The sequence below is a fragment of the Tersicoccus mangrovi genome (assembly GCF_036881825.1).
Lineage (GTDB): Bacteria > Actinomycetota > Actinomycetes > Actinomycetales > Micrococcaceae > Tersicoccus > Tersicoccus mangrovi.
Map to the genome: position 1 here is coordinate 69,799 of NZ_JBAJMW010000003.1, position 15,674 is coordinate 85,472.

Genomic DNA, 15,674 nt, shown 5'->3' on the forward strand with positions numbered 1-15,674 from the left:
CCGATGAGGATGGACTGCCTTCGATGAGCGTGCTGACCCTGACCGAGCCGATGCCGGGCCTGGATCCGTGGACGGACTACACCCTCGAGGCCGTGACCGGCGCCCCGGGGCTGTTCAGCCTCCGCCCCGCCGCGGAGACCGACCTGCGGTTGTTCCTGCTCGACGCCTCCGTCTACGTCCCCGCGTACGCGCCGGACCTCACCGACGCCGCCGAGGGCCTCGGCCTGGCCGCCGGGGAGGCGGCCCGCGTGCTCGTCGTCGCGACACCCGGCAAGGCGACGACGACGGTCAACCTCCTCGCCCCCGTCGTCGTCAACGAGCGCACCGGCACGGGCGCCCAGGTGATCCTCAACGACCAGGACTACCCGCTCTCGGCGCCGCTGTCCCGCTGACCCGGTCGGCCCTTCCCCGGCCGGTTCCCCGACCCACGGATTGAGCGGTCGGCCCGTCCCCGTACCGTCCCGGTCCGCCGGCACCCGCGCGCGACGTGGCCGTCGTCACGTCGGCGTGGCATTCTGGCAGGATGACCGCGCACCCGGACACCACCGACCGCACCAGCTCCAGCTCCAGTTCCCGCACTGCAGCCGAGGTCCCCGCCGACCCGTCGGCCGGCATGGGCACCATGGCCGATCCCGGCGACCTGATCGGCCTGGACGCCCTGCTCAGCCAGGACGAGCGGGACCTCCGCGACCGGGTGCGCACCTTCGTGGACGAGTCGATCCGCCCCCACATCGCCGACTGGTACGAGGACGCGGTGTTTCCGCTGCACCTCGTCCCCGAGTTCGGCCGGCTCGGGCTGCTCGGCATGCATCTGGAGGGCTACGGCTGCCCCGGCCGGTCCGCCGTCGAGTACGGCCTCGCCGCCGCGGAGCTCGAGGCCGGTGACTCCGGGCTGCGCACGTTCGTCTCGGTGCAGGGATCGCTCGCGATGACGGCGATCCACCGGCACGGCTCCGAGGAGCAGAAGACCGAATGGCTGCCCCGGATGGCGGCGGGCGAGGTGATCGGCTGCTTCGGGCTGACCGAGCCGACCGCCGGCTCGGACCCCTCCTCGATGGCCACCGTCGCCAGGCGCGACGGCGACGACTGGGTGATCAACGGCGCCAAGCGCTGGATCGGGCTCGCCTCGGTCGCGCAGATCGCCGTGATCTGGGCGCAGACCGACGACGGTGTGCGCGGCTTCCTCGTCCCGACCGACGCCCCGGGGTTCACCGCGACCCCGATCGCGCCCAAGCTCTCGATGCGCGCCTCGATCCAGTGCGACATCGAACTGACCGACGTGCGGCTGCCCGCCTCGGCGATGCTGCCCGGAGCGCGCGGGCTGCGCGGGCCGTTCACGTGCCTGAACGAGGCGCGCTACGGCATCATCTGGGGGTCGATGGGCGCCGCCCGGGACAGCTTCCAGGCCGCCCTCGCGTACGCGAAGCAGCGGCTGCAGTTCGACCGGCCGCTCGCCGGCTACCAGCTGACCCAGCAGAAGCTGGTCGACATGGCCGTCGAGATCAACAAGGGTCTCCTGCTGGCGCTGCACCTGGGCCGGCTCAAGGACGCCGGGCAGCTGGCCCCGCACCAGATCTCGCTGGGCAAGCTCAACAACTGCCGGGAGGCGATCGCCATCTGCCGCGAGGCGCGCACCGTGTTCGGTGGCAACGGCATCACCCTGGATCACGCGCCGCTGCGGCACGCCAACAACCTCGAGTCGGTGCGCACCTACGAGGGCACCGACGAGGTGCACACCCTGATCCTCGGCCAGCACCTCACCGGCGAGTCGGCGTTCCGCTGAGCCGCTGACCTGCATCGCTGGACCGGGCGGCCGCGCCCGGCCGGCGGCGGCCCCGGTCCTCGTGTGGCGGTCCGAGCCGGCGCCCGGCTCGGCCGTCACAGGCCTCCCGACGACGCGCTGAGCCGGGCTCAGTCCTCGCCGGGGCCGGCGGCGAAGGCGTCCTCGGCAGCGCTCACGAACTCCGCGACGCCCGCCGCCCGCCGGTGGACGGCGTCGAGGCCGCCGGCGCCGAGCCGGACCATGGCCGCCGCCTCGGCGGTCGCGGCCAGCGCGTTGCCGCTGCGCGTCAGGGCCCGGTGCACGTCGGAGAGCCAGCCGTGCGCGGAGGCGGGGATGTCGGTGCCCTCGCTCGGCGCCGCCCGGTGCGCCCCCTCGCAGACCACGCGCACCCGGGGCAGCAGGCTTGCGAGCTCGTCGCCGGTGATGACGAGCGCGTTGGCCGTCGCGACGTCGGGGATCTCCTCGATCACCTGGTGGTAGCGGTCCAGCGCCCGCTGGAACCGGTCGTGCGCGCGGCGCCACACCCCGCGGCCGAGCCGTGCGTCGTCACGGCGGGCAGCGCGCCCCCCGGAGAAGAAGCCGGCCATGGTCAGCAGCAGCGCCCCTGCGGGTTCTTGTCCTGCCAGTCGTTGCGCGCCCGCCAGTAGTCGCGCTCGCTCATCACAGGTTCACCCGGGTGCGTGGCCTGCCGGTGCGCCACGTACGTCTCGTAGGCGTCCTCCCCCATCACGCCGCGCACGTACCAGCGCACCGTCGCCCACCAGCCGCTCGGGCGGCGGGCCGATCCGCAGGACCGTCCGCCCGTGGCGGACGGTCCCGGGAACGGGGTGGAGGACATCAGTGGCCCACTCGCTGCGGCTGCGACTCGGCCGGCACCTCGGCCCAGCGCCCTTCCAGCGCCTTCTCCGAGGGCGTGGTGATGAACCCGGCGGGTGCGTAGATGCGGGACGCCACCGGGGTGTCCTCGGTGTTCGGGCCGCCGCGGTGCCGCAGAGCCCGGACCGTCGTGACGATCGCCGCGACGATGACGATGATCGACAGCGTCACGAAGACGATCGACAGGGTGCCCTGGATGAACGAGTTGCGGACCACCGCCTCCATCGCCGCGGTCGTCTTGGCGGTGCCCAGGCTCGTCTTCCCGGCCGCCAGCGCGTCCCGGTACAGGGCGTGCTGCGCCCAGTAGCCCACGGCCGGCACCGGCGAGAAGATCTTGAACATCGACGCCGTGATGGTCACGACCGCCGCGAAGGCCAGTGGTAGGGCCACGACCCACAGCTTCCCGACCACCCCGCGCCGGGCGACGATCGCCATGCACACGGCCAGCGCGATCGCGGCGAGGAGCTGGTTGGCGATGCCGAACAGCGGGAAGAGGGTGTTGATGCCGCCGAGCGGATCGGTGACGCCCATGATCAGGATGGCGCCCCACGCGGCCACCATGACCGCCGTCGCGATCCACGAGCCGACCACCCACGAGGTGTCACGGAAGCGCGGGATCACGCTGCCGAGCCAGTCCTGCAGCATGAAGCGGGCCACGCGGGTGCCGGCGTCCACCGCGGTGAGGATGAACAGCGCCTCGAACATGATGGCGAAGTGGTACCAGAAGCTCATCATCCCGCCGCCGCCGAACCACTGCTGCATGATGTGGGCCATGCCGACGGCCAGCGTCGGGGCGCCACCGGTGCGGGAGATGATGCTCTGCTCCCCCACGTCGTTCGCCGTCTGGGTGAGCATGTCCGGGGTCAGGTTGACTCCCTGCAGGCCCAGGCTGTTGACGAAGGCGACGGCGCCCTGCACGGTGCCACCCGTCGAAGCGGGCGAGGAGTTCATCGCGAAGTAGATGCCCCGGTCGATCGAGATCGCGGCGACGAGCGCCATGATCGCGACGAAGGACTCCATGAGCATGCCGCCGTACCCGATCAGGCGGGTCTGCCGCTCCTTCTCGATGAGCTTCGGCGTCGTGCCCGAGGCGATCAGCGCGTGGAAGCCGGAGAGGGCACCGCACGCGATGGTGACGAAGAGGAACGGGAAGAGGGAGCCGGGCACCACGGGCCCGTTCTCCTTGCTGGCGAACTCGCTGAAGGCAGGCACGGAGATCTCGGGCCGGACGACGATGATCGCGATGGCCAGCAGCGCGATGGTGCCGATCTTCATGAACGTCGAGAGGTAGTCGCGCGGTGCGAGCAGCAGCCACACCGGCAGCACGGCGGCGATGAACCCGTAGATGATGATCATCCACGCGAGCGTCACCTTGTCGAGGTGGAACAGGGCGTTGCCCCACTCGCTCGCCCCGACCCAGCGGCCGGCCACGATCGCGAGGATGAGCAGCACGAAGCCGATGATCGAGACCTCGGTGACCCGGCCCGGCCGGATGAACCGCAGGTAGACGCCCATGAAGAGGGCGATCGGGATGGTCATGCCGACGGAGAAGACGCCCCACGTGCTCTCGCCCAGGGCGTTGACCACGACGAGGGCGAGGATCGCCACGATGATGACCATGATGACGAGCGTCGCGATCTGCGCGGCGATGCCGCCGATGACGCCGAGCTCGTCGCGGGCCATCTGCCCGAGCGACCGGCCGCCGCGGCGCATGGAGAAGAAGAGGACCAGGTAGTCCTGCACGGCGCCGGCGAGCACGACGCCGACGATGATCCAGATGGTGCCGGGCAGGTAGCCCATCTGCGCGGCCAGGACGGGCCCGACCAGCGGACCGGCGCCGGCGATCGCGGCGAAGTGGTGGCCGTAGAGCACCCGGCGGTCGGTCGGCATGTAGTCGCGGCCGTTGGCCTTGTACTCGGCCGGGGTGGCGCGCCGGTCGTCGGGCTTCGTGATCCAGCGCTCGATGTACCGGGAGTAGAAGCGGTAGGCGATCAGGTAGGTCGCGACGGCCGCGAACACGAACCAGATCGCGTTGACGGTCTCACCGCGCACGAGGGCGAGCATCACCCAGGCGACGCCACCGAGCAGGGCGATGGCCACCCAGAGGGCGATCTTGGCCGGCGTCCACTTCCGGTGGTCCGCCTCGAGCACGTCGGCGTCGACCGCCGCGGGCGGCAGATCGGGGTCCGCCTGCAGGGTGTCCGCCGACGGGCGCACCGCGCCGTCTCGTTCGTCGTCCGGGCGGTCGTCACTGCGGTGTGAACCCATGACCCTCTCCTCGAGTGCTCGTGATGATGGCGAGCGCGTGGCGCCGCAGGCTGCCCGGCCTGCGGCGTCGCTCGTCCTTCGAGGTTACCCCCGGGCACCGACCGAACGTGGCGGCGGTCACGGAAGGGGTCCGTGCGAGCGGCTCTCAGGTCGTGAGCAGGACCTTGCCGATATGGCTGCCGGAGTCGAAGTACTCGTGGGCCGCGGCTGCCTCGGCGAGCGGGAACCGGCGGTCGATCAGCGGCGCGAGGCGCCCGGACTCGATCAGCGGCCACACGTGCTCGCGCACGGCGGCGATGATCTGCGCCTTCTCCGGCCGGGGCCGGGCGCGCAGCGTCGTACCGATCACCGAGGCGCGCTTGCCCATCAGCCGCCCGATGTTCAGCTCGGCGCGGCTGCCCTGCTGGGTGGCGATGATGACGAGCCGCCCGTTCGCGGCGATGGCCTGCAGGTTGCGGTCCAGGTAGGCGCCGCCGACGACGTCGAGGATGACGTCGACGCCCTTCCCGTCGGTCAGCTCCCCGATGCGCTCGACGAAGTCCTCGGTCGTGTAGTCGATCCCGGCGACGGCGCCCAGCTTCACGGACGCGTCGATCTTCTGCTGCGAGGACGCGGTGACGTAGACGTGGGCGCCCACCGCGGTGGCGAGCTGGATCGCGGTGGTGCCGATGCCGCCGGCGCCGCCGTGGACGAGCAGGGTCTCGCCCTCCTGCAGGCGCGCGTGCAGCGACAGGTTGGCCCAGACGGTCGCGACGGTCTCGGGCAGCCCGGCGGCGTCGACCAGGTCCACCCCGGCCGGAACGGGCAGCACCTGCCCGGCGGGCACGGCGACCTTCTCGGCGTAGCCTCCGCCGGCGAGCAGGGCGCACACCTGGTCTCCGACGGCGAAGCCGTCCACGCCGTCGCCGACCGCGCTGACCGTGCCGGAGACCTCCAGGCCCGGCAGCTCCGACTCCCCGGGCGGCGGCGGGTAGTGGCCCTTGCGCTGGTTGACGTCGGCGCGGTTGATGCCGGCGGCGGCGACGTCGATGACGACGTCACCCGGTGCGGGCTCCGGATCCGGCAGGTCGGTGAGGACGAGCGACTCGGGGCCGCCGAACGTGGGCAGCTGGATGGCCTTCATCTGCCCCATTGTGCCCCGTCGGTCTTCGGTCCGTCGGTGTCGCTTTGTTGCCGCACAGCTGCCCGTGACAGACTGGCAGGCCCAGGAAGGTTGTCCGAGCGGCCGATGGAGCTGGTCTTGAAAACCAGTGTGCGGTGACCCCGTACCGAGGGTTCGAATCCCTCACCTTCCGCTCCTGAGGTCGGCCGGCCCGGTTCCCTCTCGTGTTCGGCCGAGAGTGACATCTTCGGCCGAATTCCCGGCCGATGATGTTGTTCCCGACCGACCGGACGTCCGCTCGGTCCCGCGCAACGACGCACCGCCCCCGCGTCGCCGCCCCGCCTCACCGCTCGGCGGATCCCCGTTACCCGCCGGTCACCGGCAGCAATCCCCTGTTCACGCAACCCTGATGGGATGCCCTCGGACGGTTGTGTCGGAGGTCACCACTAGCCTCCGGGACACCGGCACCACCATCACTCGCACCGGCCGTCTCATCACCGGCCGGGCCCGAACGGGAGTCCCTGCACATGCCCTTCCTGAGAGCCCCATCAGCCCGAGATCTCCAGCGAGGAGCGGTCAGCGCCGTCCTCGCCACCGCCCTGATCGTTTCCCCCCTGCTCGCCTTTCCCGCCGCGGCGGTGGACGCGCCCGCCACATCATCGACGCCCGGCGTCGTCATCAGTGAGGCCTACACCAACGGCGGTAGCGCCAACGCCCCGTACAAGAACAAGTTCGTCGAGCTCTACAACGGCGCCGACGCCGCCGTGAGCGTGGACGGCTGGTCCGTCCAGTACCGTGCGGCCAGCAGCACCGCCGCCCCGACCGGCGTCATCCCGCTGACCGGCAGCATCCCGGCGAAGGGCCACTACCTGGTGGCCGCCTCCTCGAACGGCGCCAGCGGCGCGGCCCTACCGACCGCCGACGCCACCGGCGGCACCTCCTTCGCCGGCACCGCCGGCACGATCGTGCTGGCGAATCAGGCGACCGCGGTCTCCGGGCTGCCCACCGGCTCCGTGACCGGCGCGCAGCGGCCCAGCGGCGTCGTCGACGTCCTCGGCTACGGCACGTCCAACACCTTCGAGACGAAGGCCGCCGCGGCGCCCGCCGCGAACACCGACCCGAAGTCCATCATCCGGACCGGCGCGGACACCGACGACAACAGCGCCGACTTCGCCCTCACGTCCGACGTGACGCCGCAGAACACGGCGTCGTCGACGGGTGAGCCGACGCCGCAGCCCACCGCGACCGCGTCGCCCACGGCCAGCCCCACGGCGACCGCCTCGCCCACGGCCAGCCCCACCGCCAGCCCCACGGCGACCGCATCGCCCACCGCCACCGCCACCGCCAGCCCGACAGCCACGGCCTCCCCGACGGCTCCGGCCGACGTCACGCCCATCGCCCAGATCCAGGGCACGGGTCCGACCAGCGGAATGGTCAACCAGACGGTCACGACGCGCGGTCGCGTCACCGCGGCCTACCCGACGGGCGGCTTCAACGGCTACTACATCCAGACCGCGGGCACCGGCGGCGACGTCGACCCGGCCACGCACCGGGCCTCGGACGCGATCTTCGTCTACTCCCCCGCGACCGTCGCCGACGTGAAGGCCGGCGACTACGTGCAGGTCACCGGCACCGTCGGCGAGTACTACGGCCTCACGCAGCTCATGGTCGCGGCCGGCGGTCTCACCCGGCTGACCGAGGCCGCACCCGAGGTCAAGGCCGCCACGGTCGGCCTGCCCACGGACGAGGCGCAGAAGGAGTCGCTCGAGGGCATGCTCGTCGCCCCGGCCGGCGACTTCACCGTCACCGACAACTACAGCCTCAACCAGTACGGCGAGATCGGCCTGACGCCGGGCACGAAGCCCCTCGTCAACCCGACCGCGGCCGTCGCGCCCGGTGACGCCGCGAAGGCGGCCGCCGCCGACAACACGGCCAGGACCGTCACGCTGGACGACGGCGCCACCACGAACTTCCTCGGCAGCGCCGCGAACAAGGCGATCCCCCTGCCCTACCTGACGCCGGAGAGGTCCATCCGCGTCGGGGCGGCGGCGACCTTCGCCACCGACGTCGTCCTCGACTACCGGAACAACGCCTGGAAGTACCAGCCGCTCACCGCGCTGACGGCCGGGAACGCGGCCACGGTGCAGCCGGCCACCTTCAGCGACACCCGGCAGGCCGCCCCGAAGAACGTCGGCGGTGCCGTCAAGATCGCCACGTTCAACGTCCTGAACTACTTCACCACCACGGGTGACTCGCTCGCCGGCTGCAAGCCCTACACGGACCGGGACGGCCAGCCCGTCACGGTCAGCGGTGGTTGCGACGCCCGCGGCGCCTGGGACGCGGCCAACCTCAAGCGACAGCAGGACAAGCACGTCGCCGCCATCAACGGCCTGACCGCCGACGTCGTCGCGCTCGAGGAGATCGAGAACTCCGCGAAGTTCGGCAAGAACCGCGACGACGCCCTGAAGAACCTCGTCGCCGCGCTCAATGCCGGCACCGGGGCGGACACCTGGGCCTACGTCCCGTCGCCCGCCGCCGTGCCGCCGCTCGCGGACGAGGACGTCATCCGGTCCGCCTTCATCTACAAGAAGGCCGTCGTGGAGCCGGTCGGCGAGTCCGTCATGCTCCTGGACTCCCTCGCCTTCAGCAACGCCCGGGAGCCGCTCTCCCAGGTGTTCAAGCCGGTCGGCGCCCCGGACGCGTCCCGGTTCATGGTCATCGGCAACCACTTCAAGTCCAAGGGCTCCTCGGGGGCCACCGGGGCGGACGTGGACTCCGGTGACGGGCAGGGTGCGTACAACGCCGCCCGCACGAAGCAGGCCGACGCCCTCCTCGCCTTCGCCGACGCCCGGAAGAAGGACACCGGCGTCAGCAAGCTCTTCCTCGTCGGTGACTTCAACTCCTACGACCACGAGGACCCGGTGCAGCACATCCTCGCGGCGGGCTACGTGAGCCAGGAGGCGAAGACCGGCAAGCAGACCTACGCCTTCGGTGGAGCCGTCGGCTCCCTCGACCACGTGTTCGCCACCCCCGAGGCGAACACCGCGGTCACCGGCGCCGACATCTGGGACATCAACGCCGACGAGTCGGTCGCCCTGGAGTACAGCCGATGGAACTACAACGCGACGACCTTCTACCGGCCCGACGCCTACCGGTCCAGCGACCACGACCCCATCGTGGTCGGCCTGAACCCGGCACCACCGGCACCGGCCACCACCGACATCAATCTGCTGAACATCAACGACTTCCACGGGCGGATCGACGGCAACACCGTCGCCTTCGCCGGCACCGTGGAGCAGCTCAAGGCCGCCGCGCCCACGGGGCAGACGGTGTTCCTCTCCGCCGGTGACAACATCGGCGCCTCCCTGTTCGCCTCCTCCGTGGCGCAGGACCAGCCGACCATCGACGTCCTGAACGCTCTCGGCCTGAAAGCATCCGCGGTCGGCAACCACGAGTTCGACCAGGGCTGGGCGGACCTGCGGGACCGGGTGCGCACGGCCGCGGACTTCACCTATCTCGGCGCCAACGTCTACGCGAAGGGCACGAAGAACCCGGTGCTGGACGAGTACCGGATCGTCGACGTCAAGGGCGTGAAGGTCGCCGTGATCGGCGCCGTCACGCAGGAGACACCGAGCCTCGTGAGCCCCGGCGGCATCGCCGACCTCGACTTCGGGGACCCGGTCGAGGCGGTCAACCGCGTGGCCACCCGGCTGCACGATCAGAAGCTCGCCGACGTCATCGTGGCCGAGTACCACGAGGGTGCGGGCGCCGGTACGCCGGAGAAGGCGACCCTCGAGCAGGAGATCGCCGCCGGCGGAGCGTTCGCGTCCATCGTCACCGGCACCAGCCCCTGGGTGAATGCCATCTTCACCGGTCACACGCACAAGCAGTACGCGTGGGACGGGCCCGTGCCGGGCCAGGCCGGCAAGACCCGCCCGATCCTGCAGACCGGCAGCTACGGGGAGAACATCGGCCAGATCGCCCTGGCCTGGGACCCGGCCGCCTCTGCCGTCAGCGGGTACACCGTGCGGAACGTTCCGCGCACGACGACGCCGGCCGATCAGCTGGTGGCGACCTACCCGGCCGTCGCGAAGGTCAAGCAGATCACCGACGCGGCGCTGGCGAAGGCGGCCGAGGTGGGCAACCAGCCGGTCGGCAAGGTGACCGCGGACATCACGACCGCGTTCTCCGGCGGGGTGCGGGACGATCGGGCGAGTGAGTCCACCCTCGGCCACCTGGTCGCGGACGCCCTGCTGGACCGGCTCAAGGACCCGACGGTCGGCGGCGCCGAGATCAGCGTCGTCAACCCCGGCGGCCTGCGCAATGAGCTCTACTACGCCTCTGCGGACGGCAACCAGGACGGCACCATCACCTACGCCGAGGCCAACGCGGTGCTGCCGTTCGTGAACAACCTGTGGACCACGTCGCTCACCGGCACCCAGGTCAAGGAGCTGCTCGAGCAGCAGTGGCAGCCGGCCGGCAACTCCCGGCCGTTCCTGGCACTGAGCGTCTCGAAGAACGTGGCGTTCACGGTCGATCCGGCGCAGCCGGCCGGCTCGCGCGTCACCTCCGTGCGGATCAACGGGGCGCCGCTTGACCCGGCCCGGTCCTACCGGGTCGGCACGTTCAGCTTCCTGGCGCAGGGCGGTGACAACTTCACCGCCTTCACGAAGGGCACCAACACGAAGGACTCGGGGCTGATCGACCGGGACGCCTGGATCTCCTACCTCAAGGCGAACAGCCCGGTCTCGCCGGACTTCGCCCGGCGCGGCGTGCAGGCCACCGGCCTGCCGACCGGTCCGGTGACGGCCGGGTCGTCGGTCAGCATCGCGCTCTCCTCGCTCGACCTGACGTCGCTCGGCAGCCCGGCGAACACGGCCGTTACGGCCACGTTCACGGACGCGAAGGGCGTCACGACGACGCTCGGCACCACCCCGGTGTCGAACGGGGCGGCCTCGGTCACGGTCACCGTCCCGGCGAAGGCGGCCGCCGGCGCGGGCACGCTGCGGCTGGTCACGGCGCCGACGTCGACGACCGTCACGGTGCCGGTCACCGTCCAGGCGGCCACCCCGCCGCCGGGGCAGCAGTGCGTGCCGCCGACGCCGCCGACGTCGGGCGGGATCGCGGCCTGGCTGAAGTACCTGGCCGACCTGATCAGGTACGGCATCTGCCGCGTCCGCGGCTGATCTGCCTGACGACGGCTCCCCGATCGATTCGCAGGGGCATCCCGGTTCACACCGGGATGCCCCTGTGGCGTTCCCGGGCAGCCCGGCGACGTTTGGGGGCGCGGTTCCGAGGCGGCGTCAGGCGTTGGTGGCGGCGGCCGTCGCGATGATGTCGGCGGCGATCCGGTCGGCGTCCCACAGGGTGCGGCCGCCGGATCGGGCGGAGCTGTGCGCCTCAGCCGCGATCGCCGTCCCGAGCTGCACGGACGAGAGGGGAAGGCCGATGACGTACAGGCCGTCCACCGTACGGCCGGCCGCGTCGATCGCCCGGTACGGCGGCAGGGTCACGTCCACGCCGGAGGTCACCTCGGGGGTGCCGGTCACGCCCATCATGGACCGCGGGCGGATCAGCCCGTCCGCGAGCATCCCGGTCAGCAGCGGCGACTCGGCCCGGGCGATCGCGTTGGCCGGGGCCGTCGCCTCGAGCATGACCCGCGCCGTCACCGGCGGGCGCGCGACCCACGGGGACGAGGCGACGAATGCCTCTCCGGACTCCTCGACGCCGAACTGCGGGTCGGGCCCGAGAAAGTGGACGACGCCGGCCTCGGCGAGCGCGATCAGCTGTTCGATCCGCTGCACGGGCGGCCCGCTGGCCAGGCCTTCGACGAACGGCTCGAACCAGCCGCGCAGCTCCCGCAGCCACGACTCGTCCGTGATGCCGCCGTCGGCGACCACGGTCTTGAGCAGGTACCGGCCAGCGTTCAGCGCGCCGATCGCGACCTTGAGCGGGTCGTCCTCCCCGCGGGCGGACCCGGCGGCGTCCCCGTGCAGGTACTCGAGCACGTCGGCGTCGAACGCCTCGGCGCTCTCCCAGGACCGGCGGCCGAGCGGCTGGGCGAGCTTGTCCGGGTTGATCCGGGCATGCTCGTGCACGTACTGCGCGGTCAGTTTCCCCAGCCGGTCGTCCCACGCCGGGTCGTCGCCGCGGGCCGGCTCGGTGAGCAGCGCGTCGAGCTCGGTCAGGAAGCGGGAGCCATCGCCGAGCAGGTCGGACGGCGTGGTCTCGGCCATCGTCGCGTAGTAGGCCCAGAGGGCGTCCCGCCGCATCAGCGGCCAGAGATCGTGCCGGAACGTCAGCGTGGCGCCCTCCCGGCGCAGCGACCGGGCGGCGTCGTCGGTGAAGAACCGCAACCGCACCCGGCGCGGCACGTAGGTCTGCAGCACCGCCTTGGCCCGGTAGGGCACCCCCCGGCGCGAGGCGGCATGGAGCACGGGCTCCCGACCGGACGGCCGGTAGGTGTAGCGGGTGCGGCCGCCGTCCTGCCACGGCTCGAAGACCCCGCCGCGGCCCTCCGTCAGCTCGGCCATCAGGTCGAAGAAGTTCAGCCCGAGTCCGCGCACGAGCACCGGTTCCCCGGCGCGCACGTCGGTCAGGTCGACGTCGGCCGGGATGGCGGGCGGCTGGTAGCGCAGCCCGTGGGTGGCGGCCGCGTCGCGCAGCAGCTGCTGGTCCGGCCGCAGCCGGCTCTCCTGGTGGCCGTAGGCGAGGGCGACGGCGTCGGCCTCGAGGGTGACAGTGGTCCTACCGTCCTCCTCCGTCCTGTTCCGGTCCCCGTCGTCCAGCGTCAGCGAGAAGCGTCGCGCACCGGCGGCCGGCTCCGCGCCGGCTTTGCGCCTGGTCACTCCGGTGACCGTCGCGCGATGCTCGGTGACGGTGACGTTGCCCGGGGCGGCGGCCCGCAGTTCGGCGAGTGTCGCCGCGAGGTAACGCCCGTACAGCCGCCGGGTGGGGAAGTCGCTGGAGGTGAGCCCGCACAGCTCGCCCCACTCGCGCCCGTCGAGCCCGGACCCGGTACGGTCGTCCTCGCCCTCGCGGGTCAGCCGTTCGCGCCAGGCGTCGAAGGTCGACCCGGCCACGCCGGGCACCTCGAGTGCACCGTCGGGCACGACGGTCGGGAAGAGGGACGGCGTGTTCATCAGGGGCAGCCGCGACTGGTCGGCGCGCCACACGCGCCCCGGGCCGGGCGGGAAGGGGTCGATCAGGTGGAGGTCCACGTGCACGTCGGGGTTCACCCGCGCGTGGGCCAGCAGCCGTTCCAGGACCGAGGTACCGCGGGGCCCGGCGCCGACGACGGCGACCGTGACCTCCCGTGGTTGACCCATTCGGTCAGCCTATCGGGCGGCACCGCGTCTTCCCGCCGGCGGCAGAACCGTCGGAGGGCCGCCCTACGATGGCTCCATGAGCGACCCCCGCGCCACCAGCGCCGCATCCACCAGCTCGTCCAGCACCCCCGCCACCACCAGCAGCGATCCGGCCGGCAGTGACCCGATCGCCACCATCGCCCCCGAGCCGGCCGACGAGTTCCTCTGGCTCGAGGACATCCACGGCACGGAGCCGCTGGCGTGGGCCGAGCAGGAGAACGCGCGCACGGAGGCCGCGCTCGATGCCGATGCGTACGATCACCTGCGCGAGCAGATCCTTGCCGTCCTGGACGACACCGCCAAGATCCCGGACGTCACCAAGCGCGGTCCGTACTACTACAACTTCTGGCGGGACGAGACGAATCCGCGTGGCCTGTGGCGGCGCACGACGTGGGCGTCCTACCAGCAGGAGCAGCCGGAGTGGGACGTGCTGCTCGACATCGACGCGCTCGCCGCGGCCGACGGCACCCCGTGGGTGTTCTCCGGAGCCAACCTGCTGCGTCCCGAACCCGGTGAACCCTGGCGGCGCGGACTGGTCAAGCTCTCCCCCGACGGCGGCGACGCGGTGCGGGTGCGCGAGTTCGACGTCGAGGACAAGGCGTTCGTCGCCGGCGGCTTCGATCTGCCGACCGCGAAGACGCAGGTCAGTTGGGTGGACGCGGACACGATCTTCGTCGGCACCGACGTCGGTCCCGGCTCGATGACGACGTCGTCCTACCCCCGCACCGGACGACGGCTCACCCGCGGCCAGGACCTCACCGACGCGCCCGTGCTGTGGGAAGTGCCCGAGGAGCACCTGATGGCCGTCCTCGCGCACGACCGCACGCCGGGCTTCGAGCGGGACGTCGCCGTCGACGTCATCGACTTCTTCCGCAGCCGCACGCATGTCGCGCGCGACGAGAGCAGCGGCGGGTCCGGCCCGACGTGGCAGCACATCGACGTGCCCGACGACGTCAACATCGACCTGCACCAGCAGTGGCTGCTGTTCCGCCCGCAGACGGACTGGGACCACGACGGCACCACTGTGCCGGCCGGCACGCTCGCCGTCGCCCCGCTCGAGGCGTTCCTCGCGGGGCAGCGGGAACTGACCACCGTCTTCGCGCCGGACGAGCGGACGTCCCTGCAGGGCTGGAGCTGGACCGCGAACCACCTGATCCTCACCCTGCTCACCGACGTCGCGTCCCGCGTGCTGGTCCTCGACCCGTCGGCGGGCTTCACCGGGACCGAGCTGCCCGACGCGCCGGAGCTGAGCACCGTGCACGCCGCGGCGGTCGACGACGAGGACCCGGAGGACGGCGACGACTACTGGCTCACCGTCTCCGGTTTCCTCACCCCGACGACGCTGCAGCGCGGCCGACTCGGCGGCACCGGCAGCGAGGGAGAACCGGCGCGCACCGTGAAGACCTCGCCGTCGTTCTTCGACGCGGACGACCTGCAGGTGGAGCAGCACTTCGTCACCTCGGCCGACGGCACGCGCGTGCCCTACTTCCAGATCGGGCCGAAGGATCTCGAGCTCGACGGCGCCAACCCGACGCTGCTCAACGGGTACGGCGGCTTCGAGATCTCCCGCACGCCTGTCTACAGCGGGGCGATCGGGCGGAGCTGGCTGACCCGCCGCACCGCCGAGGGTCGCCGCGGCGTCTACGTCATCGCGAACATCCGCGGTGGCGGTGAGTACGGGCCGGGCTGGCACCGGGCCGCCCTGCAGGCCAACCGGCCACGCGCGTACGAGGACTTCGCCGCCGTCGCGCAGGACCTCATCGACCGCGGCGTGACGTCCCGTGCCCACCTGGGCTGTTCCGGTGGGTCGAACGGCGGCCTGCTGGTGGGCAACATGCTCACGACGTACCCGCACCTGTTCGGCGCCATCTCCTGCGGCGTGCCGCTGCTGGACATGCGCCGCTACACGAAGCTGTCCGCCGGGTACTCCTGGATCGCCGAGTACGGCGACCCGGACGACCCCGAGCAGTGGGCGTTCATCCGCACCTTCTCGCCGTACCACAACCTCGTTCCGGGCACTGACTACCCGGCGACGCTGATCTACACCGCCACCTCCGACGACCGGGTCGGGCCCGTCCAGGCCCGCAAGATGGCCGCCCGGATGGAGGCGATGGGCGTCGAGAACGTCTGGTTCTACGAGGCGCTGGAGGGCGGCCACGCGGCGGCGTCGGACAACCGGCAGGCGGCCCAGATGGCGGCGCTGAGCAGCCAGTTCCTGTGGCAACAGCTCGCCGGCTGAGGCAGACGCCCCGCGCGGACCACCGGGACGGCGGAGGCT

At 71.9% G+C, this 15,674-nt stretch carries 9 protein-coding genes and 1 tRNA gene; 5 read left to right on the forward strand and 5 right to left on the reverse strand.

The window, feature by feature from the left end; translation table 11 throughout:
• Window positions 1–23 precede the first annotated feature (23 nt).
• On the forward strand, window positions 24–392 hold the full coding sequence (locus V6N00_RS06455) for a flagellar assembly protein FliW (protein ID WP_334231264.1): 369 nt from the start codon (window positions 24–26) through the stop codon (window positions 390–392).
• A gap of 230 nt (window positions 393–622) precedes the next feature.
• Entirely contained in the window at window positions 623–1,783 is a 1,161-nt protein-coding gene (locus tag V6N00_RS06460; protein ID WP_334231633.1) for an acyl-CoA dehydrogenase family protein, read from the forward strand.
• Window positions 1,784–1,911: 128 nt separating this feature from the next.
• Here the strand turns inward: V6N00_RS06460 and V6N00_RS06465 are convergent, their stop codons facing one another.
• The 4 genes from V6N00_RS06465 to V6N00_RS06480 form a co-directional block, all read right to left on the reverse strand.
• Window positions 1,912–2,370: a hypothetical protein gene (locus tag V6N00_RS06465; protein WP_334231265.1), complete on the reverse strand. Its 459-nt coding sequence runs from the start codon at window positions 2,368–2,370 to the stop codon at window positions 1,912–1,914.
• Between the two features lie 2 nt (window positions 2,371–2,372).
• Window positions 2,373–2,621: a YbdD/YjiX family protein gene (locus V6N00_RS06470; protein ID WP_334231266.1), complete on the reverse strand. Its 249-nt coding sequence runs from the start codon at window positions 2,619–2,621 to the stop codon at window positions 2,373–2,375.
• Window positions 2,621–4,927, reverse strand: a complete 2,307-nt coding sequence (locus V6N00_RS06475) for a carbon starvation CstA family protein (protein WP_334231267.1) — start codon at window positions 4,925–4,927, stop codon at window positions 2,621–2,623. The genes V6N00_RS06470 and V6N00_RS06475 overlap by 1 nt, the downstream gene beginning before the upstream one ends.
• Window positions 4,928–5,072: 145 nt before the next feature.
• Complete coding sequence (locus V6N00_RS06480; protein WP_334231268.1) at window positions 5,073–6,050, reverse strand: NAD(P)H-quinone oxidoreductase; 978 nt, start codon at window positions 6,048–6,050, stop codon at window positions 5,073–5,075.
• Window positions 6,051–6,134: 84 nt separating this feature from the next.
• On the opposite strand from V6N00_RS06480, the gene V6N00_RS06485 reads away from it, so the two are divergent.
• Both V6N00_RS06485 and V6N00_RS06490 read left to right on the forward strand, forming a co-directional pair.
• Window positions 6,135–6,222, forward strand: a tRNA-Ser gene (locus V6N00_RS06485).
• Between the two features lie 334 nt (window positions 6,223–6,556).
• The gene (locus V6N00_RS06490; RefSeq protein WP_334231269.1) at window positions 6,557–11,215 is read left to right on the forward strand and encodes an ExeM/NucH family extracellular endonuclease; all 4,659 of its coding nucleotides are present in this window, start codon (window positions 6,557–6,559) and stop codon (window positions 11,213–11,215) included.
• Window positions 11,216–11,332: 117 nt separating this feature from the next.
• On the opposite strand, the gene V6N00_RS06495 is transcribed toward V6N00_RS06490, so the two are convergent.
• Complete coding sequence (locus V6N00_RS06495) at window positions 11,333–13,357, reverse strand: FAD/NAD(P)-binding protein (protein WP_334231270.1); 2,025 nt, start codon at window positions 13,355–13,357, stop codon at window positions 11,333–11,335.
• Window positions 13,358–13,433: 76 nt separating this feature from the next.
• Between V6N00_RS06495 and V6N00_RS06500 the strand changes: the two genes are divergently transcribed.
• Complete coding sequence (locus V6N00_RS06500) at window positions 13,434–15,635, forward strand: prolyl oligopeptidase family serine peptidase (RefSeq protein WP_334231271.1); 2,202 nt, start codon at window positions 13,434–13,436, stop codon at window positions 15,633–15,635.
• Window positions 15,636–15,674: the final 39 nt, after the last annotated feature.